Raw genomic sequence first — 23,116 nt, forward strand, 5'->3', positions numbered from 1 at the left:
GATGCAGCCGGAAGGGAACACACATGGGTCTCGGAGCCATCGACCTGAATCTTCTGGTGGCGTTGGAAGCCCTCCTGGAGGAGAAGAACGTCACGCATGCGGGCGTACGGCTGTCCACCAGCCAGTCCGCGATGAGCGGCTCGCTGGCCCGGCTGCGCCGGCACTTCAACGACGAGCTGCTGGTGCGGGTCGGCCGGGAGTACGAGCTGACACCGCTGGCGGAGCGGCTGCTTCCGGTCGTGCAGGCCTCGCTGCACAAGGCGGAGGAGGCACTGTCGCTGACCCGGCACTTCGACCCGCACCGCAGCCGGCAGCGCTTCTCCGTGGTCATGTCCGACTACGTGATGACGATGCTCGTGGAACCGCTGCTGCGGGTGATCGCGGAGGAGGCGCCGGGGGTCCGTATCGACTTCCACCCGATCGTGGACGGGCAGCTGGAGAACGAGACGCACCTGCGCTGCCACGACCTGATGATCGTGCCGCTCGGCTACCAACTGCCGGGGGTCAGCGAGGCCGTGATGCACGACCGGTTCGTGTGTCTGGTCGACCGGGACAACCCGCGCCTGCTGGACGGGCGGCTCGGCCTGCGCGACCTGGCCGAGATGCCGCACGCCTCCTGTGCCCTCGGCAAGAGCCACACGCCCGCCGAGCGCCAGCTCGAAACCCTCGGCATCACGCCGAAGGTGCAGGTCAGCACCCCCGGCTTCACGGTGCTTCCGTTTCTGGTCAGCGGCACGGACCTGGTGGCCATGGTGCCCGAACGGCTCGCACGGCGCTACGAGGGCTTCGCGCACTGTGCCGTCGTACCGACGCCGTTCCCGGACGTACCGCTGGTGGAGGCCATGTACTGGCACCACAACCGGCACTCCGACCCCGCCCACCGGTGGCTGCGCGAGACGGTGCGCAGGGTCGGGGCCTCGCTGGACGCGCCGTCGGCCACCACCGACGAGATCGCGGCCGCGGATGCCTGCCATGACGAACACGCGTTTCCGGAGCTGACCGCGGCTTCCTAGCGTGGACGGGAGACTTCCCGCACCCAGCTTGGAGGAGCCGTGAGCCGTACGCGTCTGGCGGGCCGCACCGTCGTCGTCACCGGGGCCGCACAGGGCCAGGGAGCCGCGGAGGCGACGGCCGCCGCCCAGGAGGGCGCGACGGTGATCGCGACCGACGTCGTGGACGAGACGGGCGAGAAGCTGGCCGCATCCCTGCGCGCCGACGGCCTCGACGTCACCTACCGGCACCTGGATGTGTCGTCGCCGGACGACTGGGTGTCACTGGCCGGGGATCTTGAGGTCGTGCACGGGTTGGTCAACAACGCGGGCATTCCGATGCGGGCGCGCCTGGGCGAGGTCGAACTCGCCGACTGGAACCGGGCGTTCGCGGTGAACACGACCGGCGCCCTGCTGGGCATCCAGGCCCTGGCGCCGCTGATGCCGGCCGGCTCCGCCATCGTCAACGTCGGTTCGGTGGCGGGCCTTACGGCCCATCACGCGGTGGCGTACACGGCGAGCAAGTGGGCGCTGCGGGGTCTGTCGAAGGTGGCGGCGCTGGAGTTGGCGCCGCGCGGCATCCGCACGAATGTGATCCACCCCGGTTACATCGAGACCTCGCTGATGGCCTCCGCGAACCCGGTGTTCGTCCGGGCGCACGTCTCGATGACGCCCCAGGGCCGCGGCGGCACCGTCGACGAGGTGGCTCCGCTGGTGGTCTATCTGCTGTCCGACGAGGCGTCGTACGTCAACGGCGCGGAGATCACCGTAGACGGGGGGTATGCGGCGCACGGCGGGGTGAAGGCGATCACGAACGCACTTGACGCCTGAGGCACCGGATCCGCCTGCGGGCCGGTGGGGGCTTGTCGCGCAGTTCCCCGCGCCCCTTCAGTGCGCTCCCCAACCGCAGGGTAGTCAGCCCGACCCGCTCGGTCTGGGAAGCCCGAGCGTCAAGGTGTCGGTGGGCAGCGAAGGGGACGGCCAGTGGGGCTCTGAGCGCCAGTTCCGCCAGCCCGCGTCAGAGGCGAAGGGCCCCGTCCCCTCTACGATCATCGCCGTCGCTTCCTCGCGGGCCATCTGGACCGCCCGGTGATCGGCCTCGCTCACAACACCCAGCCGGCGGCCGTGGGCGTACTCGTCCTCGTCCTTCCAGGTCCACCGGGACAGGTCCGGTTCGATCACCAGGTCCAGGAGGAGGTCGAAGGTGTCGAAGCCGATGGCGGTGCGGCGCATCGGCTGCTGGAAGTTGACGTACCAGTGGGTGAGTCGGTGACCGTCGGTCGGCTCGTAGAAAGCATGCACGCTGAACCAGGCCTCCGGTGGGACCCACTGCAGATGGGCCGTGCTCCGCCACGACCAGCTGCCCAACTGCCAGTGTCCGCAAGCCAGTTGTGGTATCGCCCGGGATCTCGCGGTCTCGTCGCCCGTCTGCAGCCAGTCGATCCAGGTCGTCGGAGCGAACATCTGCGTGCCCGGCCAGCAGCCGAGGACGAGCGCTTCCGGGCCGTCCGCGACGACCCGGAGTGCATGAGCACTCCATACCCTGTCGCGGAACAGATCGCGTCGCACCGCGGTCTCGCCCTGCCGGAACCTCCGCATGCAGCACCTCCGGGCGCAATAACGTCCCGCGTCACCGCCGGGGTTCCCCGGCCACCGATGCATCGGCACGCGCCTGCTCAATGGTCCGACCCCGCGGCAGCAGTGGCCGTGGCCGTCGGAGCAGCGCCAGGGCGCAGGCCAGCCCGGCCGCCGCGAGCACGACACATGCCGTGAACGCGGCCCGGTAACCCGCGGTCAAGGCCGCGAGGCGTTCCGGGCCGCCGCTGTGGGAGAGGGCGACGGAGGTGACGACGGCAACCCCGAAGGCGCCGCCGATCTGGAAGGCCGCGGTGTTGATCCCGGAGGCCACCCCGGACTCCCGCTCCCCCACGCCGGTCAGCGCGGCGATGGAGCCGGCCACCGCGCAGGCGCCGAGGCCCGGTCCGAAGAGCAGCAGTCCGGGCAGCAGGTCGCCGACGAAGCCGCCGTCCACCGGCACACCGGACAGCAGCAGACTGCCCGTGCCGACCAGGGCGAGCCCACCGACCGCGACCGGACGGGCGCCGATGCGGGTGACCAGGGCCTGCCCCGCGTAGGAGCCGACGACGGCGCCGACCGGCATCACCACATTGGCGAGGCCGAACCGCAGCGGCGAGTAGCCGAGGACGCCCTGCCCGTACTGGGACAGGGTGTACGACATCCCGAAGGCGCAGGCCCCGAGCAGGAACACGACCAGGTTGGCGCCGCTCACCGTCCGCGCCCGCAGCAGGCGCAGCGGTACGAGGGGTGCCCCGGACCGGGCCTCGATGCGGATGAAGACCAGGGCGAGCAGTACGGCCGCGGCCAACAGGCCGGTCGTGCGCGCCGACAGCCATCCGGCGCGGGGCGCCTCGACGACGGCGTACACGCAGACGACGAGCGCGGCGGTGACGGTGAGTGCGCCGGCCGGGTCGTAGGCGCGGGAGCGTGCCTCGGTGCGGCTCTCGTGCAGCAGCAGGGGGCTCAGGGCCAGCAGGAGCAGGGCGACGGGGACGTTGAGGAAGAAGACCCACTGCCAGCCGAGGATGTCGGTGAGCGGTCCGCCGATCAGGAGGGCGGCGGTGGCGCCGAAGCCGCCGCTGCCGGACCAGACGGCGAGGGCCTTGTTGCGTTCGTGGCCCTCCTCGAAGGTGTTCACCAGGAGGGAGAGGGCGCTGGGCGCCATGACGGCGGCCGACAGGCCCTGGACGGCGCGTGCCGCAATGAGCACTCCGGGGCTCCAGGCGCATCCGCACACCAGGGAGGACAGTCCGAACAGCAGCGTTCCGGACATGAAGACGCGGAGGCGGCCCAGCAGGTCGGCCGTCCGGCCGCCGAGAAGCAGCAGCCCGCCGAAGCTGAGCAGATAGGCGCTCATCACCCATTGCGCGCCGTCCGCGGACAGGCCGAGGCCGCGGGTGATCGACGGCAGGGCGAGCAGGACGATCTGCGCGTCGAGGATCACCATGAATCCGGCGACGCAGAGCAGCGCGAGGGCGTACCGGCGGCGGGCGTTGTCGGCGATCATGGTCGGCCTCCCAGGGGGTTGTGTCACCCCACCGACGAACGGCCCTTACGCGGATCGACACTCCGCGAGCCGCTTCTGCAGAAACCTCCGCTCGGCGTCGTTCTCCACCAGCTGCAGCGCCCGCTCGTACGCCGCGGCCGCCTCGTTCGTACGGCCGCTGCGGCGCAGCAGGTCTGCGCGGGTCGCCGGCAGCAGGTGGTAGCCGTCCAGGTCGCCTTCGGCCTCCAGTTCCGCGACCAGGGCGAGTCCTGCGTCGGGGCTCTCGGACATGCCGACGGCGACCGCGCGGTTGAGGCGGACCACGGCGGAGGGCACGAACCGCGCCAACTCGCCGTACAGCGCGGCGATGTCGGCCCAGTCGGTGTCCTCGGCGGTGGCGGCCGTGGTGTGGCAGGCGGCGATGGCGGCCTGGATCTGGTACGGGCCGGGGCTGCCGCGGCGCAGCGCGGTCTCCAGCAGTTCGGCGCCCTCGTCGATCTCGGTGCGGTCCCAGGCGCCGCGGTCCTGGTCCTCCAGGGTCACCAGATCTCCGGCCGCGTCCACGCGCGTGTGCCTGCGGGCGTCGTGCAGCAGCAGGAGGGCGAGCAGGCCGAGCGCCTCGGGCTCGTCGGGCATGAGCCGGGCCAGGAGACGGGCCAGCCGGATCGCCTCCGCGCACAGGTCGGTGCGCACGAGGTCGGCGCCGGACGTGGCGGCGTACCCCTCATTGAACAGAAGGTAGAGCACGCCGAGTACGCCGGTGGTGCGTTCGGGCAGGAGGTGCGCGGGCGGTACCCGGTACGGGATGCCGGCGTTGCGGATCTTCTTCTTGGCCCGCACCAGACGCTGCGCCATGGTCGCCTCGGGCACGAGGAAGGCGCGGGCGATCTCCGGTGTGGCCAGTCCCGCGAGGGTGCGCAGGGTCAGGGCGACCCTCGCCTCGATGGGCAGCGCGGGATGGCAGCAGGTGAAGATCAGCCGCAGCCGGTCGTCCTGGACGCCGCTGTCGTCGCCGTCGTACTCCGGGTCGTACGGTCCCTCGTCCCGCGCCAGCACTGCCGCCTCCCGCAGTTTCGCCGCCCCCACCGCCTCCCGGCGCAGCACGTCGAGGGCGCGGTTGCGGGCGGTCGTGGTCAGCCAGGCCCCGGGGCGGCGCGGCACACCGTCGCGCCGCCAGCGGTCCAGGGCCTGGGCGAAGGCGTCCTGCGCACACTCCTCGGCGAGGTCCCAGTCACCGGTCACCCGGATCAGGGTGGCCACGACCTGGCCCCACTCCTCACGGAACGCGGCCGCGACGGCCTCCTCGACATCGGGCACGTTCACTCCCAGACCGGCCGCACCTCGACCGATCCGCCGTCGGCTGCGGCCGGATGCCTGGCGGCGAGCGCGATGGCCTCGTCGAGGTCGGCGACGTCGATGAAGGCGATCCCGGCGAGATACTCCTTGGTCTCCGCGAACGGGCCGTCGCTGAGCAGGACTTCGTCGCCGCGGACCCGCACGGTGGTGGCGTCGGCGGAGGGCCGCAGGCGTGCGCCGCCGGTGACCCGGCCCGCTCGTACCTCTTCGAAGTACGCGGCGAAACGTGGGTCGGCGGCGTGCTCCGCCGGGCTCTGCTCCTCGCCTCCGACCGGGGAGCAGAACAGCAGGGCGTACTTCATCACGCCTCCTTCATGTCCCTGAGGTCCTTCAGGGACACGGCGTGCTCGTGGGTGATCAGCCGGCGCAGACCGATGTCGCGGTAGCCGGTGGTGACGCGCAGTGTCCGGGTGAGCCGGGTGTCCGTCAGGCGGACGAGCGCATGGGCGAATCCGATGCTCTCGTCGACGTGCACCCGCAGGTCCAGCACCTCGCGGACGACGGGGCCGGCCGTGAGCAGGTCCTGCAAGGCCTTGCGGTGCGCGTCCAGGCCCTGGCGTTCGTGGCCGTCGGCCAGGTGGAAGACCTCCGCGTCGGGTGCGTAACAGGCCAGTACGCGGTCGAGGTCCCGTTCCCGGAGCGCTTCGGTCAGTTCGGCGTCGAGGTCGCGGATCGCCGTCTCGGGGTCCTCCGCCTCCCACATGGGCCAGAAGGGCCGTACCTCCATGGCCCCGATGGTCGCCACGGGGTGCCTGGCGGCGGCCTCGACGGCCTCCTCCAGGCTGTCGCACTCCAGGATGTCGTATCCGGCGACGTACTCCTTGGTCTCCGCGAAGGGGCCGTCGGTGCGCAGCACCTCGCCGCCGCGCACCCGCACGGTGACCGCTTCGGAGGGCAGGGCGAGGCGGTGGCCGTGCAGCCGTACGTTGCGGTCGCCGAGCTCCTCCACCCAGGGTTCGACGGGTGCCATGCCCGAGGCGTCGTTGGTGTCGTCGCCGCAGACGAGCAGCATGTACTTCATGGGTCCTCCCGGTCGTCATGAGCTTCCTACACCCCACCGACGAACGGGGACCGCCGCAATCGACACCCCGGGCGAGCCGTTCCCTGGACGGGCTCACTCGGGAACGTCGGCCTCCCGTACGAGCTCGATCGCCCGGCCCAGGGTGGCGAGCCGGTCGTCCAGGGTCTGCCCGGCCGGATAGAGACGTACGGTGTTCACGCCGGCGTCGCGCCACACCCGCAGGCGCTGCCGCACCATCGGTTCCGTGCCGATCAGCGTCGTAGCGAGCACCATCTCGTCGGTGACCAGGCCCGCCGCACCGTCGCGGTCGCCCGCCTGCCAGCGTTCGCGCACCTCGGCGGCCACGTCGGCCCAGCCCTGGCGACTGTAGGCGTTGTTGTAGAAGTTGGTCGACGCGGAGCCCATGCCGCCGAGGCTGAAGGCCAGTTCCTTCCTGCGGCCTGCGATCATCGCGCCGAGTGCCTCCTCGTCGGGGGCGAAGGCGACCTCGGCGCCCTGGCAGACGTCCAGGTCGGCGCGGCTGCGCCCGCGCAGGGCGAGGCCTTCGTCGAGGTGGGCGAAGTACGCTTCCGCCGCTCCCTCGGGTACGAAGCTGGTGCCGAGCCAGCCGTCTGCGAGCTCGCCGGTCAGCCGGAGCATGGCCGGTGACAGTGCGGCGAGGTAGACGGGGATGTCGTGCTCGGCCCGCATCGACAGCCGCATCGGGACCGCGTCGCCGCCGGGCAGCGGAATGGTGAACTCCCTTCCGGAGTAAGCGAGTTTGCCTCCGTCGAGCACCCGGCGCACGATCTCCACAGTCTCCCGCACACGGGTCAGCGGCCGGGCGAACGGGACACCGTGCAGCCCCTCCATCACCTGCGGACCGGAGGCGCCGAGGCCGAGCAGGAACCGTCCGCCGGAGAGATTGGACAGCGTGATCGCGGTCTGGGCGACGGCCACCGGGGTGCGGGTGCCGACCTGGATGACACCGGAGCCCAGCAGCATCCGGTCGGTGAGCGCCGCGTAATAGCCGAGGGCCGAGGGCGCGTCGGAGCCCCAGGCCTCGGCGACCCAGCAGACGTCCAGTCCGAGCTTCTCGGCCTCCACGACGAAGTCGGCCTGTTCCGACCAGTGTTCACCGCCGGAGGCCTCGATCGTGGTCGCGGTACGCATCACCCGGCCTCCGCCAGCTTCTTGATGTGCTTCAGGGTGGCGGTCATGTTGTGCTCGAACTCCCGCATCCGTACGAACACGATCTTCTGTTCCTTCTCCGGCATCCGGTCGATCGCCGCACACAGTCCGGAACGGCCGGGGCCCATCTGCATCCACTCCGACAGGTCGGTGCCGCCGTCTGCGGCATGGAGGCGGAAGCGCCAGATCGCCGAGGGGTCGGCGGGATCCTGCACCGCCCAGGCGAAGACATGGCCCGGCTCGTACTCGATGACGTACGAGGTGGTACTCCACTCGCCGAGGGCCTCGTGCCTGCTCCGCCCGAGGAACCGTGCGCCGACCGCGGGCCCGGTGGCGCCGTCGAGCCATTCGACCGACTGGAGTTCGTCGCTCAGGTCCGGCATCAGCCCGACGTCCGACACGAGCGCCCACACCCGCTCGGGCGGGGCGTCGATCCAGGTCCGCACCTCGACGGTGGGTTTGTCGGTGTAGTGCGCGCCCGTCCACCTCACGCCGGTCGGCCTCCTCGCCATTAAGGGGTCTGACCATCAGAGTTGCTTTATGAGACTCGCCGTGTCAAGGACCCCGCTCCACTGCATCCGGGGGTTTCAGGCCGCACCGAACCGCCGCTGCACGTCCGGCCGTTGCCTCAGCCTCTGCGGGTAGCCGGGCCCCATCCGCATGGAGGTGTCCTCGGCCCGCAGCGGCTCCCGGCACTCGGCGCACACCACCTGGGCCTCGGTATCGTGACCACAACCGTGATGGTGGAAGACGATCGGGGCGCCCTCCTCCCCCGCCAGCCACCGGTCGCCCCACCGGGACATCGCGGCGAGCACGCCGAAGAAGTCCCGCCCCTTCTCGGTCAACAGGTAGTCGTGGCGCAGGGGTTCGTCCTGGTAGGGCCGCTTCTCCAGGAGGCCTTCGCCGACCAGGAGGCGCAGGCGGTCGGCCAGGGTGTTGCGTGCGATGCCCAGTTCCTGCCGGAACTCGTCGAAGCGGCGGATGCCGTAGAAGGCCTCGCGCAGCACGAGGGGCGTCCATGCGTCGCCCAGCAGGTCCATGGTTCTTGCGATGGAGCACGGCCAGTTCGAGAACGACGTCCGTTTCATGCCGTCACGATAGCCAGTCTCATCATGAGACCCAGGGTTTCAGCCGACCTGACGCGTAGGGCTCCCGCATATGAAGAGAGGCCAGGGTCCTGGACCCCGGCCTCTCCCCCGTCCCTGCCGCTGCTACGCCGACGCTGTCTGTACCGTCGGTTCGCCCGCGCCCACCGCAGAGCGTGCGGTGTTCTTGCGGACCAGCAGCAGGGTGACCAGGGCGCCCAGCAGGGAGGCGCAGCCGCAGATCACCACGCCGACGGCCATGCCGTGGCCGAGGGCGGTCTGGGCGGCGGCCTTGGCGCTGTTGCTGCCGGCGTTGACGACGGCGAGGGGGCCCGCGGCGGCCTCCATGCCGGCGTCCGCGCCGCTGAGCTTGCCGACCAGGACCGAGGACGCGGCGCTCATCGCGACGGTACTGATCACGGCCGGGCCGAGGGCCTGCCCGAACTCGCGGACCAGGCTGGTGGCGCCGCTGGCCATGCCGGTCATGCTGATCGGTACGGCGTTGACGGCGGCCGAGGTCAGCGAGGAGACGACGCAGATGAAGCCGACACCCAGCAGCAGCACCGGGCCGATGAAGGCGGCCAGCGAGGTGGTGGTGATGGGCAGCGCGGCGATCCAGAACTGGCCCGCGGCCATGGGCAGCAGCCCGCCCATCAGCAGCCGGCGCGGCTCCACCCGGGTGAGCATCTTGCTGAGCACGGGCGCCAGCAGCAGCGGGATCAGCTGCAGGATCACGAACGGCATGCCCGCCCGCAGCGCGCTCAGGTGCATCACCGCACCGAGACGGATGGAGACGCAGTATGCGGTGCCGATGAACCCGAACATCCCGGCCAGGGCGACGACGGCCGCGGCGGCGAACGACGGGATCTTCAGCAGGTCCAGGTTGAACATCGGGGACGCAGACCGCTTCTCCGCGAGGAAGAAGCCGATCAGGGCGACGGCGGCAAGGGAGAGCGAACCGACGATCGCGGGGCTGCTCCAGCCGCGGTCGCCGCCCTCGATGATGCCCCACAGCAGGGCGGTGAGGCCGACGGCGATGGTGATCTGGCCCGGCCAGTCCAGGGTGCGACCCTCGGGCGCCTTGGAGTCGGTGACCAGGATCCAGCAGGTGACGCCGACGGCGAGACCGAGGACGACCGGCGGTACGAACGCCCAGCGGAAGTCGGCGACGGTGGCCAGGATGCCCGAGGACAAGGGGCCCGCGGCCGAGGCGAGGGAGATACTCAGCGCCCAGGTCGAGACGGCTTTCGCGCGGTCCTTCTCCCCGGGGGTGGCGGCCGCGATCACCGCGAGGGAACTGGGGAAGAGCGCGGCGGCGCCGACACCGGCCAGCGCCTGGCCGATCCACAGCATGGTGACGTTCTGGGAGGTGGCGTTGAGGAGTTCGCCGAGCGCGAGAACGAATCCGCCGAACACCAGCAGGCGCTTACGCCCGAACAGATCGCCGACCACGCCGAAATTCAGCTCGAGAATGGCGGTGGGGAGAATGAAGGCGGAGGTAACCCAGGCCACCTGGGAACCGGAAGCCCCGAATGCGGCCTGAATATTGCCGTTGATCGGGGAAGGCACCGTAATGCACAACTGTGCCGCCGCGACCGCGAGGCAGCACGCTATGAGCGTTCCACGGTCCAGCCTTTTCAAGGAGATCGATTCCGTCATTGTGCGTGCCCTCACTCTGCGTTCTTCTCTATCAGTTCGATGAGATTTCCCTCGGGGTCGGTGACCCAGGCCATACGGATACCGGGCTCGGGGGACGGCCCCGGCGGCACGGCCTCGCCCGCTCCGTGGGCCACCAGGGCCTGGTAGACGGGGGCGAGTTCGGGGGTGGTGACCGCGAAGTGCCCGTATCCCTCGGTGAGGGCGGCGGTCAGCGGGTCGGGCGCCCGGAGGCCGGGCGCGGAGCCGGGTCTGGCGAGCAGTTCGATGCGCCAGCCGTGCGGGTGTGCCAGGACGATGCCGCTCAGGCCGGGGCCTTCGAGGTGGAACTCGAAGACGGACGTCAGCCCGAACGCCTTTGTGTACCAGGCGGTTTGGGCGGCCAGGTCGCGTACGTTGACGCCCACGTGGTCCAGTCGTGTGCGCACGGCCGCTCAGCCCGCCATCGCGCTGTCGCCGCCGTCGACCATGAGGTTGGCGCCGTTGACGAACGCGGCCTCGTCGGAGCACAGGAAGGCCGCGGCGCGTGCGATGTCCTCCGGTTCACCGACCCGTCCCACCGGGATCCGCGCCTCCAGCCGGGCCCTTGGCCCGTCCGGGTCGTCGAGGAAGGGCGCGGTCGCCGAGGTGCGGGTCATGCCGGGGGCGATGGTGTTGACGCGGATGCGGTGCGGGGCGCCGGCTGCGCACAGGTGCTTGCTCATGGCCAGCACCCCGCCCTTGGCGGCGCCGTGCGGCACCATCGGCATGAACGGCGCTCCGCGTACGGCGGCCACGGACGCGACGTTGAGGACGGCACCGCCGCCGCGCGCGATCAGATGGGACCAGGCGGCCCGGGAGCAGAAGTACGGGATGTCCAGCTCGTTCCTGATGGTGAAGTACCAGTCGTCGGCCGGCATCGTCTCGAACGGGCCGTTCCGCAGCGCGGAGGCGTTGTTGTAGAGGATGTCGATCCCGCCGAAGGCCTCGATCCCGGCGTCGATCCACCGCTGCGCGCCCGCCTCCGTGGACAGGTCGACGGGCGCGAGCGAGCTCATCACTCCGCCGGCCTTCTCGACCATTTCCACGGTTTCGGCGGCGCTGTCCTCGTCGATGTCACAGCCGAATACGGTGGCGCCTTCGGCAGCGAATACCAGGGCCGCGGCCCGGCCTATTCCGGCCCCCGTTCCACTGATGAAAGCGATTTTCCCGGCCAGTCGACCCATGATTGCCCAAGTCCCTTGTCCCATGCCCGCCGAAGTGCGGTGGTGGCAGCGTAGGTAGGGGCCCCGGCCGGAACAAGAAACAGGTCGATGAAGGGCCATCGGGGGTTCGTATGGCTGGTATGCGGGGCGGACGGAACTCAGTTCACGTCGAGGACTGCCTTGCCCCGCAGCCTGCGGCTGCTCAGTGCCTCCACCGCGTCCGCGATCTTGTCCCAGGGGCCGCGCCAGCCGACCGGGACGCGCAGCTTCCCGGCGGCCACCAGGGCGAGCAGCCGCCCCAGCTGGGCCTGCCGGTCGGTGAGTCCGCCGCCGTTGTAGACCGACACGATCGCCTTGGGCGCCGTGCTGCCCAGCGTGGACCCGACGGGCAGCACGGCCTCCCGCCCGGAGGCCCAACCGATGCTCTGCAGACTGCCGCCGGAAGCCAACAGGCCGTAGGCGGCGGCCAGTTGGTCGCCTCCCACGGTGTCGATGACCACGTCGACCGCCCCCGCCGTCACCTCATCGACCCCTCCCACCACCGCGTCCGCCCCGAGCTCGGAAACCCACCGCCGCCCGTCCTCGGAACCGGCCACCGCGATGACATGCGCCCCGCCGAGCCCCGCGAGCTGCACGGCGAACCCGCCCACCCCGCCGGACGCACCGGTCACCAGCACCCGGCGGCCGAGCAGCGCCCCCGCCTGGTCGAGCGCCCGCAGCGCGGTGCCCGCGGCGACCGGCAGCGCGGCCGCCTCGCCGAGGTCGACACCGTCCGGGACCACGGCGACATCGGCCACGTCCATGGCGCGCAGCGCGCCGAACCCACCGCCCTCACCGAATCCCACGACCCGGCTGCCCACCGCCGGCCCGGTGCCGTCCGCCGCGGCATCCACGACGACGCCGGCCGCATCGAAGCCGATCACCTCACCCAGCGCGGCCTGCTGCGCGAACCACAGCTCGGCCGCGTTCAGCGAGGTGTGCCGGACCTCGACAAGGACCTGGCCCGGTTCGGGCCGCGGATCAGGGGCCTCCCCCAGGCGCAGCCGTCCGGGTGCCTCGGGGTCCACGATCAGTGCGCGCATGACTTGCCCTTCTCATCGTCGGACACTCGTCCCACGCCAACTGTGACCGATGCGGAGTTCTTCCCGCCTGAGCCCGGGCAGCCGGTGGTATCTCGTCGAGTTCCACCGGACGCACGGAATAAGGGAGGCCATCAACGCGTTGCTGCCTGCAGGACCGACCATCCGAAGCCCGCGGAAGCGGCGATTCCCGCCTCTGCACGGTTTCCTCGCCGCCCGCTGAGCGGTTTGGCGCCGTATCCCCTGTGGTACGGTCCTGCCAGCACTTGTGTACGCCCGTGTTGAGGGCGCCGGTGCCAGTTCCTCATCAGTCAGTACGCCGCATCGCCACCGTTTCCCGGTCGGCGCACCGGCTTTCCAGCACCGCCTCGTGACCGTCACGGCTGTGCCGTACCCCGAGGTGCTGTTCCCGCCGCCGAAGGCGCTCTGTCCGCCTTCCGTCCGCGGCGTCCCACCCCTTCCTTCCGCATGTCTCATGCCATCCGTCCTCGAAAGGACCGACCACCATGACCACCACTCTCGAACACCCCCCTGCCAAGCAAGAGCCCACGACCCAGGTCGCCACCGGTGTCCTCGACATCGACGCGAGCGGGAAGGGGCATTTGCGCGCCGAGAGCCTGCTGCCCTCGCCCTCCGACCTCTCGGTCTCCCCCGCGCTGATCCGCCGTCACGGCCTGCGCAAGGGCGACCTCGTCGAAGGCGTACGCGACGGCCGGCGCGCCCTGACCGAGGTCGTACGGGTCGACGGGCGCACGCCCGACGAACTTCGCGGCCGCCGTCACTTCCGCGACCTCACGCCGCTGCACCCGCGTGACCGGCTCCGCCTGGAACACCCGGCGGCTGGGCTGACCGGGCGCGTCGCCGACCTGATCGCCCCCGTCGGCAAGGGCCAGCGAGGCCTGCTCGTGGCCCCGCCCAAGACCGGCAAGACCGTGCTGCTGCAGCAGATCGCGGCCGCCGTCGCCGGCAACCACCCCGAGTGCCGCCTGATGGTGGTGCTGCTCGACGAACGCCCCGAGGAAGTCACCGACATGCGGCGCTCCGTGCGCGGCGAGGTGTACGCCTCGACCTTCGACAAGGCCGCCAAGCAGCACATCGCGCTCGCCGAGCTCGTCATCGAACGGGCCAAGCGGCTCGTCGAGGCCGGCGAGGACGTCGTCATCCTGCTCGACTCGCTGACCCGGCTGTGCCGCGCGCACAACAACGCGGCCGCCGCCGGTGGCCGCACGCTGAGCGGCGGCGTCGACGCGACCGCGCTGCTGGGACCCAAGCGGTTCTTCGGCGCCGCCCGGCTCGCCGAGGAGGGCGGCTCGCTCACGATCCTCGCCACCGCGCTGGTCGAGACCGGCTCCCGCGCCGACGACTACTTCTTCGAGGAGCTCAAGAGCACCGGCAACATGGAGCTCCGCCTCAGCCGCGATCTCGCTGCCCGCCGCGTCTTCCCGGCCGTCGACATCAACCCGTCCGGCACCCGCCGCGAGGAACTCCTCCTGCCCCCGGCCGAGTTGACCGCCGTACGCGGCCTGCGCCGCGCCCTGCAGACCCGGGACGGCCAGGCCGGCCTGGAAACCCTGCTGGAACGCATGCGGGACACCCCCGACAACGCGACGTTCCTGCGCCGCATCCAGCCGACGCTGCCTGCCGAGTGACACGGTCCGAGCGCCTCCCAGGGATCACCCGCGGGACCAAACGGGCATCGACCGGGCACATTTCGGTCGGCAAGCAGGCACCCCCTTGCCCACTCCTGGGGCGCTCCACCGCACCGACCAGGGGACCAGCACCGTAAAAGCGGGCATATTCGGTCACGAACTTCGCTACGACGAGCCTGGTCAGTAACGGCAATCCGCTTGTACAAATTTGGCCACCAGAGCCCGAACGGGCCGGGCTCCGGAATGCCGCCCACTCGGGCACAAATTGCGGAGCCGTGAAACGGAGGTGTCGCCGTGGACGCCGAGGAACGAAGACGCGGAATCCTGGATACGGCACGCCGTGACGGAACCGTGGACGTCGGACAGCTCGCCGCCGAACTCGAGGTCTCCAAGGAGACCGTGCGGCGAGATCTGAACCTGTTGGAGAGGCACGGGCTGGTCCGGCGCACGCACGGTGGTGCCCATCCCGTGGAGAGCGCGGGCTTCGAGACCACGCTGGCCGTCCGGACCACCATGCACGTCCCCGAGAAGTCCCGGATCGCGGCCGCCGCGGCCGAACTCCTCGGGGACGCCGAAACCGTCTACATCGACGAGGGCTACACCCCCCAGCTCATCGCCGCCGCCCTCCCCCGCGACCGGCCACTGACCGTGGTCACGTCCTCCCTGTCGACCGCGGGCGCCCTGGCATCCGCCGAGAACTTCCACGTGCTGCTGCTCGGTGGCCGGGTGCGCGGCGGGACGCTGGCCACCGTCGACCACTGGGCCACCCGCATGCTGGCCGGCTTCGCCATCGACCTGGCGTACGTCGGCGCGAACGGCATCTCCCGCGAGTACGGCCTCACCACCCCCGATCCCACGGTCAGCGCGCTGAAGGCCGAGGCCGTGCGAGTCGCCAAACGCCGGGTGTTCTCCGGCGTCCACACGAAATTCGGTGCCGTGAGCTTCTGCCGCTTCGCGCAGGTCACGGACTTCGAGGCCATCGTCACCGACACGGGACTGCACAGTTCCGAGGCCCGCCGCTACGCACTGCTGGGTCCCCAGGTCATCCAGGCCTGAGCCGCAGTCCGCCCCCCATAGATCCCATCCCGCAAGGCCGGGGCCTGGTTTCCCATGCCCTCGAACACTCCTGGAGTCAGTCATGCGTACACGGAGAATGATCCACGTCCTCGCCACGGCCACGGCGGCGGGCTCGCTGCTGGTCGCCTGCAGCGGGGCGGGGGGTTCCTCGAGCTCCGGTGGCGGCGGCAAGTCCATCAACGTGCTGATGGTCGGCAACCCGCAGATGGAGGACATCCAGAAGCTGACCAAGAGCACCTTCACCAAGGACACCGGCATCAAGGTCAACTTCACGGTGCTGCCCGAGAACGAGCTGCGCGACAAGGTCACCCAGGACATCGCCACCCAGGCCGGCCAGTACGACGTCGCCACCATCGGCGCCTACGAGGTCCCCATCTGGACCAAGAACGGCTGGCTGCACGAACTCGGCTCCTACGCCGACAAAGACACCAGCTTCGACAAGGCCGACCTGCTCAAGCCCATCGTCACCTCGCTGTCCGGCACCGACGGCAAGCTCTACGCCCTGCCCTTCTACGGCGAGTCGTCCTTCCTCATGTACAACAAGGACGTCATGCAGGCGAAGGGCATCACCGTGCCCGAGCACCCCACCTGGCAGCAGATCGCCGACATCGCCGCCAAGGTCGACGGCGCCGAACCCGGCATGCGCGGCATCTGCCTGCGGGGACTTGCCGGCTGGGGCGAACTCGGCGCGCCGCTCACGTCGGTGGTGAACACCTTCGGCGGGACCTGGTTCACCAAGGACTGGAAGGCCCAGGTCGACAGCCCCGCCTTCACCAAGGCCACCAACTTCTACGTCGACCTCGTGCGCAAGCACGGCGAGGCCGGGGCCGCCCAGTCCGGCTTCACCGAGTGCCTCAACGCGATGAGCCAGAAGAAGGTCGCCATGTGGTACGACGCCACCAGCGCCGCCGGATCCCTGGAAGACCCCGCCTCCAGCAAGATCGCCGGGCATGTCGGCTACGCCTACGCTCCCACCGTCGCCACCAAGAGCAGCGGCTGGCTGTGGTCTTGGGCCTGGGCCATGCCCAAGACCACCAAGAACGCCGACGCCGCCTCTAAGTTCATGCTGTGGGCCTCCAGCAAGAAGTACGAGAACCTCGTCGGCGCGAAGCTCGGTTGGGCGCGCGTCCCGGCCGGCAAGCGAGCCAGCACCTACGCCATCCCGCAATACCGGAAGGCCGCCCGGTCGTTCGGTGACCTCACGCTGAAGTCGATCCAGGGCGCCGACCCGGCCAACCCCGGCCTCCAGCCGCGGCCGACCGTGGGCGTCCAGTACGTGGCCATCCCCGAGTTCCAGGACCTGGGCACCAAGGTCACCCAGGAGATCTCCGCCGCCATCGCCGGCAAGACCAGCGTCGACAAGGCCCTCAACGACGGCCAGAAGCTCGCCGAACAGGTCGCCAAGAACTACCAGAAGTGACCGTCACCGCCCGGCCGGCCCTCCCTCCGGCCGGGCACCACTTCCCCACCCCGGCCGTCCCGGCAGAGGAACCATCCATGACCACACTCACCGCACCGCCCAAAACAGCATCACCACCCAGTCGCCTGCGCACTTCCACCGGCGCCGACAAGTGGAAGCGCCGCATTCCGCTGCTGCCGGCACTGATCTTCACGATCATCGTCACCCAACTGCCGTTCGTGGCCACGATCGTGATCTCCACCCTGCAGTGGAACATCCTCAAGCCGGGCGAGAGGCACTTCGTCGGCCTGTCCAACTTCACGTTCGTCTTCACCGACGAACGCCTGCGCACCGCGGTGCTCAACACCGCCGTCCTCACCGCATCCGTGGTCGTCGTCAGCGTGGTCCTCGGCCTCGGCCTGGCGATGCTGCTGGACCGGCGGTTCGCCGGCCGCGGCCTGGCGCGGACGATGCTCATCGCGCCGTTCCTGGTCATGCCGGTCGCCGCCGCCCTGCTGTGGAAGCACGCGATCTACAACCCCGACTACGGCCTGCTCAACGGCACCCTGAACGCCGTATGGCGACTGTTCGGCGCCGCCAACGGCCCCACCGTCGACTGGGTTTCCACCTACCCCATGCCCGCCGTCGTGCTCTCGCTGGTGTGGCAGTGGACCCCGTTCATGATGCTGATCCTGCTGGCCGGCCTACAGGCCCAGCCCGGGGACGTCCTAGAGGCGGCCAAGATGGACGGGGCGTCGGCCATGGCCACCTTCCGCCACATCACGCTGCCGCACCTGCGCCAGTACATCGAACTGGGCGTCCTGCTCGGCACCATCTACGTCGTGCAGACCTTCGACGCCGTCTACACCATCACCCAGGGCGGCCCCGGCTCCCAGACCACCAACCTGCCCTACGAGATCTACCTGACCATGTTCCGCAAATACGAATACGGCCAGGCAGCCGCCGCCGGAGTCGTCGTCGTGCTCGGCGCCATCGTCATCGCGACCTTCGCCCTGCGCACCATCGCCTCCCTCTTCCGCGAGGAGGTGGCCCGATGACCGCCCGCCTGACCCCGCTGTGGACCTTCGTGGCCTGGCTGGCCACCCTGGCCTTCTTCGCCCCGGTCGCCTGGATGGTCCTCACCTCCTTCCACCAGGAGGCCGACGCCGCCACCAACCCACCCAGCCTGCTGGCCCCCGTCACCCTCGACCAGTACAAGCTGCTCTTCAGCCGCGACATCACCCCCTACCTCCTCAACTCGGCCATGGCCAGCATCATTTCGACGCTGCTGGTGCTCGCCCTGGCGGTCCCGGCGGCCTACGCGCTGTCCATCAAGCCGGTCACGAAGTGGACCGACGTGATGTTCTTCTTCCTGTCCACCAAATTCCTGCCCGCCATCGCGGCCCTGCTGCCGGTCTACCTGATCGTCAAGGACGCCGGGATGCTGGACAACGTCTGGACCCTGATCGTCCTCTACACCGCCATGAACCTCCCCATCGCGGTCTGGATGATGCGCTCCTTCCTCGCCGAGGTCCCCAGGGAAATCCTCGAAGCCGCCGAGGTCGACGGCGCCGGACTGCCCACCGTGCTGCTGCGCATCGTCGCCCCGGTCGCCATGCCCGGCCTCGCCGCCACCTCCCTGATCTGCTTCATCTTCAGCTGGAACGAATTCATGTTCGCCGTCAACCTCACCGCCACCAACGCCTCCACCGCACCCGTCTTCCTCGTCGGCTTCATCACCAGCGAAGGCCTCTTCCTCGCCCGGCTCTGCGCCGCCGCCACCCTCGTCTCCCTACCGGTGCTCATCGCCGGCTTCGCCGCCCAGGACAAACTCGTCCGCGGCCTGTCCCTAGGAGCAGTCAAGTGAAAGCCGCCGTCATCGAAGCCCCCGGCAAGGTCACCGTGACCACGGTGCCCGACCCCACCCCCGGGCCGCGCGAGGTCGTCGTCGACGTGGCGGCCTGCGGACTGTGCGGGACCGATCTGCACATCCTCCAGGGCGAGTTCGCACCAACTCTGCCGGTCGTACCGGGCCACGAGTTCGCCGGCGAGGTCGTGGGCCTCGGCAGCGAGGTCACCGAACTCGCCCTCGGTGACCGGGTCGCCGTCGACCCCTCGCTGTACTGCAACGAGTGCCGCTACTGCCGAGCCGGACGCAACAACCTCTGCGACCGCTGGCAGGCGATCGGCGTGACCCGCGCCGGCGGCGCCGCCGAATACGCCGTGGCACCCGTCGCCAACTGCGTACGGCTGCCCGATCACGTGGACGTCCAGGACGCGGCCCTGATCGAGCCGCTGTCCTGCGCCGTGCGCGGCTACGACGTGCTCAACAGCAGGCTCGGCTCCCACGTGCTGATCTACGGCAGCGGCACCATGGGCCTGATGATGCTGGAGCTCGCCAAGCGCACCGGCGCCGCCTCGGTGGACGTCGTCGACATCAACCCCGAGCGGCTGGCCACCGCCGAGAAGCTGGGCTGTTCCCAAGCGGCGCCCTCGGCGGACGAGTTGGGGCGGCCGGTCGGCTGGGACGTGGTCGTCGACGCCACCGGCAACGCCGCCGCCATCCAGGACGGCCTGGACCGGGTCGCCAAGGCCGGCACCTTCCTGCAGTTCGGAGTCTCCGACTACGCGACGACGGCCACCATCTCGCCGTACCGCATCTACAACCAGGAGATCACCATCACCGGCTCCATGGCCGTCCTGCACAGCTACGAGCGCGCGGCCGAACTCTTCGCCGTCGGAGTGCTCGATCCCCAGGTCTTCATCAGCCACCGCCTGCCGCTGACTCAATACCCGCAGGCACTGGACCAGTTCGCAGCCGGCCAGGGGAGGAAGATCGTCGTGCTGCCCTGACCCTTCGCCGGGTGCGGCCTCCGCCCGCCGCACCCAATTCACCGCGACGCGGGACCGGATCGCGATCCCGCCGGAGGCGATCGCCCGGGCCATCGCGTTCGCCATCGAGCAGCCTGCAACCGTCGACGTCAGCGAGATCGTCGTCCCACCCACCGCCCAGAACTGACCCGACTCGAGTTCGGGGCGGGCATTCAGCCGAGCTGCTCGGCCAGTCCGACGACGATGCCCTCGGGGCCGCGGACGTAGCAGAGTCGGTAGCTGTTCTCGTACTGCGCCAGCTCGCCGACGAGTTCGGCGCCGTGCGTACGCAGCCGGGCGACGACGTCCTCGATGTCGTCGACGGCGAACATGATGCGCCGAATGCCCAGCGTGTTCGTCGGTGCGTCCTTCGGCTCGACGCTGATCGCCTTCGGCTCGTGGAACTTCGCCAGCTCGATTCGGCCGTGGCCGTCCGGGGTCCGCAGCATTGCGACGTCCTGTCGGACGTCGCTGAGCCCGATGACACGCTCCACCCAACGTCCCTCGATCGGCGCCTTGCCCTCCAGTTCCATGCCGAGTTCGACGAAGAACGAAATAACGGCGTCAAGGTCGTCGACAACGATGAGGACGTTGTCCATCCGCTGAATCGACATTGGTCAGCCTCCTTGGCAGGGTGCGGTGCGGCCACGGTGGCCGCATCCGCAACTGAGACGCAGCCGCCAGGCCGTTCTCGACATCGTCCTCGGCGGGACCGGTCGTCGACCGAGAGTTCGACATGGTCGATGTGCCGGCCGAGTGTGCGCCCAATGATGTCGGCCGATTGCCGATCTCGGTGCCGTCGCCGGAGTCCCTCGCGCGAGCCCGCACTGTCAGACCGGCCGGACCAGTCCGGTGTCGTACACGAAGATCACCGCTTGGACGCGGTCCCGGACGCCGATTTTGGTGAGGATCCTGCTGACGTGCGACTTGACGGTCGTTTCGGCGACGAAGAGTCGGGCGGCGATCTCGGCGTTGCTCAGTCCGGAGGCGATCGCGGTGAGGACCTCGCGTTCGCGCTCGGTGAGGGCGGCCAGGCGGCCTTCCTCGGCAGGTGTGTGGCCGCGCAGGCGGTCGGAGAAGGTGTCGATGAGCTTGCGGGTCAGGCCCGGTGAGATCACCGCGTCTCCGGCCGCCACCGCGCGGATGCCGACGACCAGTTCGGCGGGCTGGACATGCTTGAGGAGGAAGCCGCTGGCTCCGGCGCGCAGCGCGTCGTAGGCATGCTCGTCCAGGTCGAAGGTGGTCAGGACCAGGACGCGGGAGCGAGTGCCGGACTGCGCGATGCGACGGGTGGCCTCGATGCCGTCCATGCCGGGCATGCGGACGTCCATCAGGACGACGTCCGGCTGTAGTTCGGCGGTCTGCGGACCGCTTCGGCGCCATCGGCTGCTTCGCCCACCTCGGTCATGTCGGAGTGCTGTTCCAGGATCATGCCGAAGCGGAGGCGCTGAAGGGTCTGGTCGTCGACGATGAGGACGGTGGTCATTCCGGGCGCTGCTCCGTGGTCGTGTGCGGCGGGGTGGCGATGAGGAGAGCGCGGACGGTCCAGCCGCCGCGGGTGTTGGGGCCGGCGTCGAGGTGGCCGCCGTAGAGTGCCGCGCGCTCACGCATGCCGACCAGACCCTGGCCCCCGCCGCTCGTGCCGCGGTGTGCCGTCTCGTCGTGGGACGGGCCGGTGTCCTCGACGGCGACGCGAACCGCCTCGTGCGTGACCTGCAACAAGGCCTGACTGATGGGCTTCCTGTCTAGTGGGGGGACCCTTGGGTAGGGGGATCGGAATGCCGGCGCGTGCGCTCGGCGTCCGCCGGCTCCCCCGGCAGCCACTGCAGGGCGAACCAGAGTTCCATGCGGACGCCGGGGTCCTGGAGGTCGGCGTCGAGGAGGTCGGTGACCCGTGCCAGGCGGTGGCGGACGGTGTTGCGGTGCACCTGCAAGGTTGCTGCGGTGCGGTCCCAACTGCCGTGGAGGGTCAGCCAGGTTCGCAGGGTGTCGAGGAGGACCGGGGCCCCTGGTGCCCCCGCCCGGTCCAGGGGGGCGAAGCGGGTGCGGGCGAGTTCGCGGGCGTCGGCCGGTGAGACGAGCCCGTGGACGGTGAGGGCCTCGGGCGTGTGGACGACGGCGGGTGCCCCGGCGGCGATCGCGCGCTGCAGGGCGCGTTCGGCCTGTGTGTCGGCATGCGGCAGGTCGGCCGCGGCCGCGGGTGCGCTGAAGCCGAGTACCCAGCCGAGGTCGGCCGCCTGGGCAGGGACGCTCGGCCGGGCGTCGGGGGCGCTGGGAACCAGTGCCTTCAGGTGAGGGCCGTCCATGTGCACGTACGGGGTGCCCAACAGGGTGCCCAGCGCGGCGAGTTGAGCAGGGTCACCGCCGGTCTGCGGCGCCGGCGCGGACCGTGTGGGCAGGTGTCGGCCGTGCACCACGGTCCAGTGCCGGCCCCTCGTCCCGCCGGCGGGCACGAGGGCGGGCGCGACCTCGGCGGGCGTGGCCCCCAGCATGAGCCGTACCAGCGCGCCGATGCTGTCGGTGTCGGCGCTCAGGGCGTGCCGCGGGCTGGTGAGCAGGGCCAGCAGGACCGTCGCCGTGCCGGTCACCTGGCGGTGCACGACGGTGGGGGCCGTGGCGGCGGCCTGCCCGAGGGCCAGCGCGGTGGTGGCGCCGTCCGCACCGGGGAGGGTGTGGACGGTCAGGTGGAGATCGTGGCCGGGATCGCACCCCTGATCCGGGTGGGCACTTGCCGGGTGGTGAGCGGCTGCCGCCGTCGGACGCCTGCCGCGCAGCAGCGTTCGTACGGTCAGAGCCCGGAGGAGCCCCGGGGCGGCGGGAGACGCCGGACGGGGACCTGCGGAGAAGAGTTCGGTGCCCTGGGCGTCGTACAGGACCGACCAGGCCCCGGTGTGGGCGGCGAGCTGGCCCAGAACGGCCCGGAGGGCGTCAGGGCGGGCGGCCGCCGAGGCGAGTGTGGACTGCGCCCGGGAGATCTCCCGCAGCTCACGGTTGCGGGTCTCGGCGATCGCCGCGTAGGTGGCCTGTCCCACGGCGACGAAGGGCGTGGCCGGCGGCAGGCGCAGGAGCGGCAGGCCGTGGCGGTCGCAGGCGCGCACGAGCTCGGGCGGCACCTCGGGGTGCACGGGGGCGACACCGAAGCCGAGCGCGGCGACCCCGGCGGCGGCGACTCGCCGTACGTAGGTGTCGACGCCTGCCGCGTCTTCGGGGAGCCGTACCCCCGCGGTCAGGAGCAGTTCGCCGCCTGCGAGATAGGGCGTGGGGTCCTCGATCTCCGTGGTGCCCACCGTGCTGACCGGACGGTCTCCCGCCTGGGGGCCCGCGACCTGGGTGAGGCCGAGGCCCGGCGCGGCGAGCAACACTGCGAGCGGCACGGACGGCAGCTCTCCGCTGTCGGATTCATCCAACGGGCATCTCCATATTGGACAGAAGCGGCACTTCAGCACCAGTACACCCCGTGGCTACGGTCATGTCACCCCCCTCCCCCCTTTCCGCTCCCTCCCCCCTTCCCGGAGG

At 70.5% G+C, this 23,116-nt stretch carries 23 protein-coding genes and 2 pseudogenes; 9 read left to right on the plus strand and 16 right to left on the minus strand.

The window, feature by feature from the left end; translation table 11 throughout:
- The first annotated feature begins 23 nt into the window (after positions 1–23).
- Both P2Q00_RS05760 and P2Q00_RS05765 read left to right on the plus strand, forming a co-directional pair.
- Positions 24–1,013 (plus strand): LysR family transcriptional regulator, encoded by a 990-nt coding sequence (locus tag P2Q00_RS05760; RefSeq protein WP_275770208.1) that lies wholly within the window; start codon positions 24–26, stop codon positions 1,011–1,013.
- 39 nt (positions 1,014–1,052) lie between these two features.
- Positions 1,053–1,820, plus strand: a complete 768-nt coding sequence (locus P2Q00_RS05765) for an SDR family NAD(P)-dependent oxidoreductase (RefSeq protein WP_275770211.1) — start codon at positions 1,053–1,055, stop codon at positions 1,818–1,820.
- 84 nt (positions 1,821–1,904) lie between these two features.
- Here the strand turns inward: P2Q00_RS05765 and P2Q00_RS05770 are convergent, their stop codons facing one another.
- The 12 genes from P2Q00_RS05770 to P2Q00_RS05825 all read right to left on the minus strand — a co-directional run bounded on the left by P2Q00_RS05770 (position 1,905) and on the right by P2Q00_RS05825 (position 12,607).
- Entirely contained in the window at positions 1,905–2,588 is a 684-nt protein-coding gene (locus tag P2Q00_RS05770) for a ribonuclease FAU-1 family protein (protein ID WP_275770213.1), read from the minus strand.
- 31 nt (positions 2,589–2,619) lie between these two features.
- Entirely contained in the window at positions 2,620–4,074 is a 1,455-nt protein-coding gene (locus tag P2Q00_RS05775; RefSeq protein WP_275770214.1) for an MFS transporter, read from the minus strand.
- A 45-nt stretch (positions 4,075–4,119) separates the two neighbouring features.
- A complete protein-coding gene (locus P2Q00_RS05780; RefSeq protein WP_275770215.1) occupies positions 4,120–5,376 on the minus strand; it encodes an RNA polymerase sigma factor in 1,257 nt (418 codons plus the stop codon).
- Positions 5,373–5,711: a YciI family protein gene (locus P2Q00_RS05785; protein ID WP_275770217.1), complete on the minus strand. Its 339-nt coding sequence runs from the start codon at positions 5,709–5,711 to the stop codon at positions 5,373–5,375. The genes P2Q00_RS05780 and P2Q00_RS05785 overlap by 4 nt, the downstream gene beginning before the upstream one ends.
- Positions 5,711–6,430 carry a YciI family protein gene (locus tag P2Q00_RS05790; RefSeq protein WP_275770219.1) on the minus strand — a complete coding sequence of 240 codons (720 nt, stop codon included), beginning with the start codon at positions 6,428–6,430 and terminating at the stop codon, positions 5,711–5,713. The genes P2Q00_RS05785 and P2Q00_RS05790 overlap by 1 nt, the downstream gene beginning before the upstream one ends.
- A 93-nt stretch (positions 6,431–6,523) precedes the next feature.
- Positions 6,524–7,582: an LLM class flavin-dependent oxidoreductase gene (locus tag P2Q00_RS05795; protein ID WP_275770220.1), complete on the minus strand. Its 1,059-nt coding sequence runs from the start codon at positions 7,580–7,582 to the stop codon at positions 6,524–6,526.
- Positions 7,582–8,091: an SRPBCC family protein gene (locus P2Q00_RS05800; RefSeq protein ID WP_275770221.1), complete on the minus strand. Its 510-nt coding sequence runs from the start codon at positions 8,089–8,091 to the stop codon at positions 7,582–7,584. The genes P2Q00_RS05795 and P2Q00_RS05800 overlap by 1 nt, the downstream gene beginning before the upstream one ends.
- A 96-nt stretch (positions 8,092–8,187) precedes the next feature.
- Positions 8,188–8,688 (minus strand): winged helix-turn-helix transcriptional regulator, encoded by a 501-nt coding sequence (locus tag P2Q00_RS05805; RefSeq protein WP_275770223.1) that lies wholly within the window; start codon positions 8,686–8,688, stop codon positions 8,188–8,190.
- 123 nt (positions 8,689–8,811) lie between these two features.
- The gene (locus P2Q00_RS05810; protein WP_275770225.1) at positions 8,812–10,344 is read right to left on the minus strand and encodes an MFS transporter; all 1,533 of its coding nucleotides are present in this window, start codon (positions 10,342–10,344) and stop codon (positions 8,812–8,814) included.
- A gap of 11 nt (positions 10,345–10,355) precedes the next feature.
- Complete coding sequence (locus P2Q00_RS05815; RefSeq protein ID WP_275770227.1) at positions 10,356–10,769, minus strand: VOC family protein; 414 nt, start codon at positions 10,767–10,769, stop codon at positions 10,356–10,358.
- A 6-nt stretch (positions 10,770–10,775) separates the two neighbouring features.
- Positions 10,776–11,546 carry an SDR family NAD(P)-dependent oxidoreductase gene (locus tag P2Q00_RS05820; RefSeq protein WP_275770229.1) on the minus strand — a complete coding sequence of 257 codons (771 nt, stop codon included), beginning with the start codon at positions 11,544–11,546 and terminating at the stop codon, positions 10,776–10,778.
- A gap of 137 nt (positions 11,547–11,683) precedes the next feature.
- Positions 11,684–12,607 carry a zinc-binding dehydrogenase gene (locus P2Q00_RS05825; RefSeq protein WP_275770231.1) on the minus strand — a complete coding sequence of 308 codons (924 nt, stop codon included), beginning with the start codon at positions 12,605–12,607 and terminating at the stop codon, positions 11,684–11,686.
- Between the two features lie 503 nt (positions 12,608–13,110).
- Here P2Q00_RS05825 and rho point away from each other — a divergent pair.
- The 7 genes and pseudogenes from rho to P2Q00_RS05860 form a co-directional block, all read left to right on the plus strand.
- A complete protein-coding gene (rho, locus tag P2Q00_RS05830) occupies positions 13,111–14,253 on the plus strand; it encodes a transcription termination factor Rho (RefSeq protein ID WP_275770232.1) in 1,143 nt (380 codons plus the stop codon).
- Positions 14,254–14,547: 294 nt separating this feature from the next.
- On the plus strand, positions 14,548–15,309 hold the full coding sequence (locus P2Q00_RS05835; RefSeq protein ID WP_275770234.1) for a DeoR/GlpR family DNA-binding transcription regulator: 762 nt from the start codon (positions 14,548–14,550) through the stop codon (positions 15,307–15,309).
- An 82-nt stretch (positions 15,310–15,391) separates the two neighbouring features.
- Entirely contained in the window at positions 15,392–16,750 is a 1,359-nt protein-coding gene (locus tag P2Q00_RS05840) for an ABC transporter substrate-binding protein (protein WP_275770235.1), read from the plus strand.
- A gap of 77 nt (positions 16,751–16,827) precedes the next feature.
- Positions 16,828–17,787, plus strand: coding sequence for a carbohydrate ABC transporter permease (locus P2Q00_RS05845; RefSeq protein ID WP_275770236.1), 960 nt, complete (start codon positions 16,828–16,830; stop codon positions 17,785–17,787).
- Complete coding sequence (locus tag P2Q00_RS05850; RefSeq protein WP_275770237.1) at positions 17,784–18,596, plus strand: carbohydrate ABC transporter permease; 813 nt, start codon at positions 17,784–17,786, stop codon at positions 18,594–18,596. The genes P2Q00_RS05845 and P2Q00_RS05850 overlap by 4 nt, the downstream gene beginning before the upstream one ends.
- Positions 18,593–19,582 carry a zinc-dependent alcohol dehydrogenase family protein gene (locus tag P2Q00_RS05855; RefSeq protein WP_275770238.1) on the plus strand — a complete coding sequence of 330 codons (990 nt, stop codon included), beginning with the start codon at positions 18,593–18,595 and terminating at the stop codon, positions 19,580–19,582. Before P2Q00_RS05850 ends, P2Q00_RS05855 begins: the two co-directional genes overlap by 4 nt.
- A 40-nt stretch (positions 19,583–19,622) precedes the next feature.
- Positions 19,623–19,748, plus strand: a pseudogene (locus P2Q00_RS05860) (oxidoreductase); the annotation flags it as partial.
- A gap of 25 nt (positions 19,749–19,773) precedes the next feature.
- On the opposite strand, the gene P2Q00_RS05865 reads toward P2Q00_RS05860, so the two are convergent.
- The 4 genes and pseudogenes from P2Q00_RS05865 to P2Q00_RS05880 form a co-directional block, all read right to left on the minus strand.
- The gene (locus tag P2Q00_RS05865) at positions 19,774–20,214 is read right to left on the minus strand and encodes a VOC family protein (RefSeq protein ID WP_275770240.1); all 441 of its coding nucleotides are present in this window, start codon (positions 20,212–20,214) and stop codon (positions 19,774–19,776) included.
- 216 nt (positions 20,215–20,430) lie between these two features.
- Positions 20,431–21,086, minus strand: a pseudogene (locus P2Q00_RS05870) (response regulator).
- Positions 21,083–21,322, minus strand: a complete 240-nt coding sequence (locus tag P2Q00_RS51080; RefSeq protein WP_275770241.1) for a sensor histidine kinase — start codon at positions 21,320–21,322, stop codon at positions 21,083–21,085. The pseudogene P2Q00_RS05870 and the gene P2Q00_RS51080 overlap by 4 nt, the downstream one beginning before the upstream one ends.
- Positions 21,323–21,345: 23 nt before the next feature.
- Positions 21,346–23,007, minus strand: coding sequence for a PucR family transcriptional regulator ligand-binding domain-containing protein (locus tag P2Q00_RS05880; protein ID WP_275770243.1), 1,662 nt, complete (start codon positions 23,005–23,007; stop codon positions 21,346–21,348).
- Positions 23,008–23,116 lie beyond the last annotated feature (109 nt).

Origin of the sequence: Streptomyces coacervatus, from assembly GCF_029223485.1 — a bacterium.
Lineage (GTDB): Bacteria > Actinomycetota > Actinomycetes > Streptomycetales > Streptomycetaceae > Streptomyces > Streptomyces coacervatus.

Excerpts from the sequence above, each read along its gene's own strand:
- P2Q00_RS05825 (WP_275770231.1), bottom strand. The coding sequence starts at position 12,607 with ATGCGCGCACTGATCGTGGACCCCGAGGCACCCGGACGGCTGCGCCTG.
- P2Q00_RS05865 (WP_275770240.1), bottom strand. The coding sequence starts at position 20,214 with ATGTCGATTCAGCGGATGGACAACGTCCTCATCGTTGTCGACGACCTT.
- P2Q00_RS05820 (WP_275770229.1), bottom strand. The coding sequence starts at position 11,546 with ATGGGTCGACTGGCCGGGAAAATCGCTTTCATCAGTGGAACGGGGGCC.
- P2Q00_RS05810 (WP_275770225.1), bottom strand. The coding sequence starts at position 10,344 with ATGACGGAATCGATCTCCTTGAAAAGGCTGGACCGTGGAACGCTCATA.
- P2Q00_RS05795 (WP_275770220.1), bottom strand. The coding sequence starts at position 7,582 with ATGCGTACCGCGACCACGATCGAGGCCTCCGGCGGTGAACACTGGTCG.
- P2Q00_RS05785 (WP_275770217.1), bottom strand. The coding sequence starts at position 5,711 with ATGAAGTACGCCCTGCTGTTCTGCTCCCCGGTCGGAGGCGAGGAGCAG.
- P2Q00_RS05775 (WP_275770214.1), bottom strand. The coding sequence starts at position 4,074 with ATGATCGCCGACAACGCCCGCCGCCGGTACGCCCTCGCGCTGCTCTGC.
- rho (WP_275770232.1), top strand. The coding sequence starts at position 13,111 with ATGACCACCACTCTCGAACACCCCCCTGCCAAGCAAGAGCCCACGACC.
- P2Q00_RS05805 (WP_275770223.1), bottom strand. The coding sequence starts at position 8,688 with ATGAAACGGACGTCGTTCTCGAACTGGCCGTGCTCCATCGCAAGAACC.
- P2Q00_RS05760 (WP_275770208.1), top strand. The coding sequence starts at position 24 with ATGGGTCTCGGAGCCATCGACCTGAATCTTCTGGTGGCGTTGGAAGCC.
- P2Q00_RS05790 (WP_275770219.1), bottom strand. The coding sequence starts at position 6,430 with ATGAAGTACATGCTGCTCGTCTGCGGCGACGACACCAACGACGCCTCG.
- P2Q00_RS05840 (WP_275770235.1), top strand. The coding sequence starts at position 15,392 with ATGCGTACACGGAGAATGATCCACGTCCTCGCCACGGCCACGGCGGCG.
- P2Q00_RS05845 (WP_275770236.1), top strand. The coding sequence starts at position 16,828 with ATGACCACACTCACCGCACCGCCCAAAACAGCATCACCACCCAGTCGC.
- P2Q00_RS05850 (WP_275770237.1), top strand. The coding sequence starts at position 17,784 with ATGACCGCCCGCCTGACCCCGCTGTGGACCTTCGTGGCCTGGCTGGCC.
- P2Q00_RS05770 (WP_275770213.1), bottom strand. The coding sequence starts at position 2,588 with ATGCGGAGGTTCCGGCAGGGCGAGACCGCGGTGCGACGCGATCTGTTC.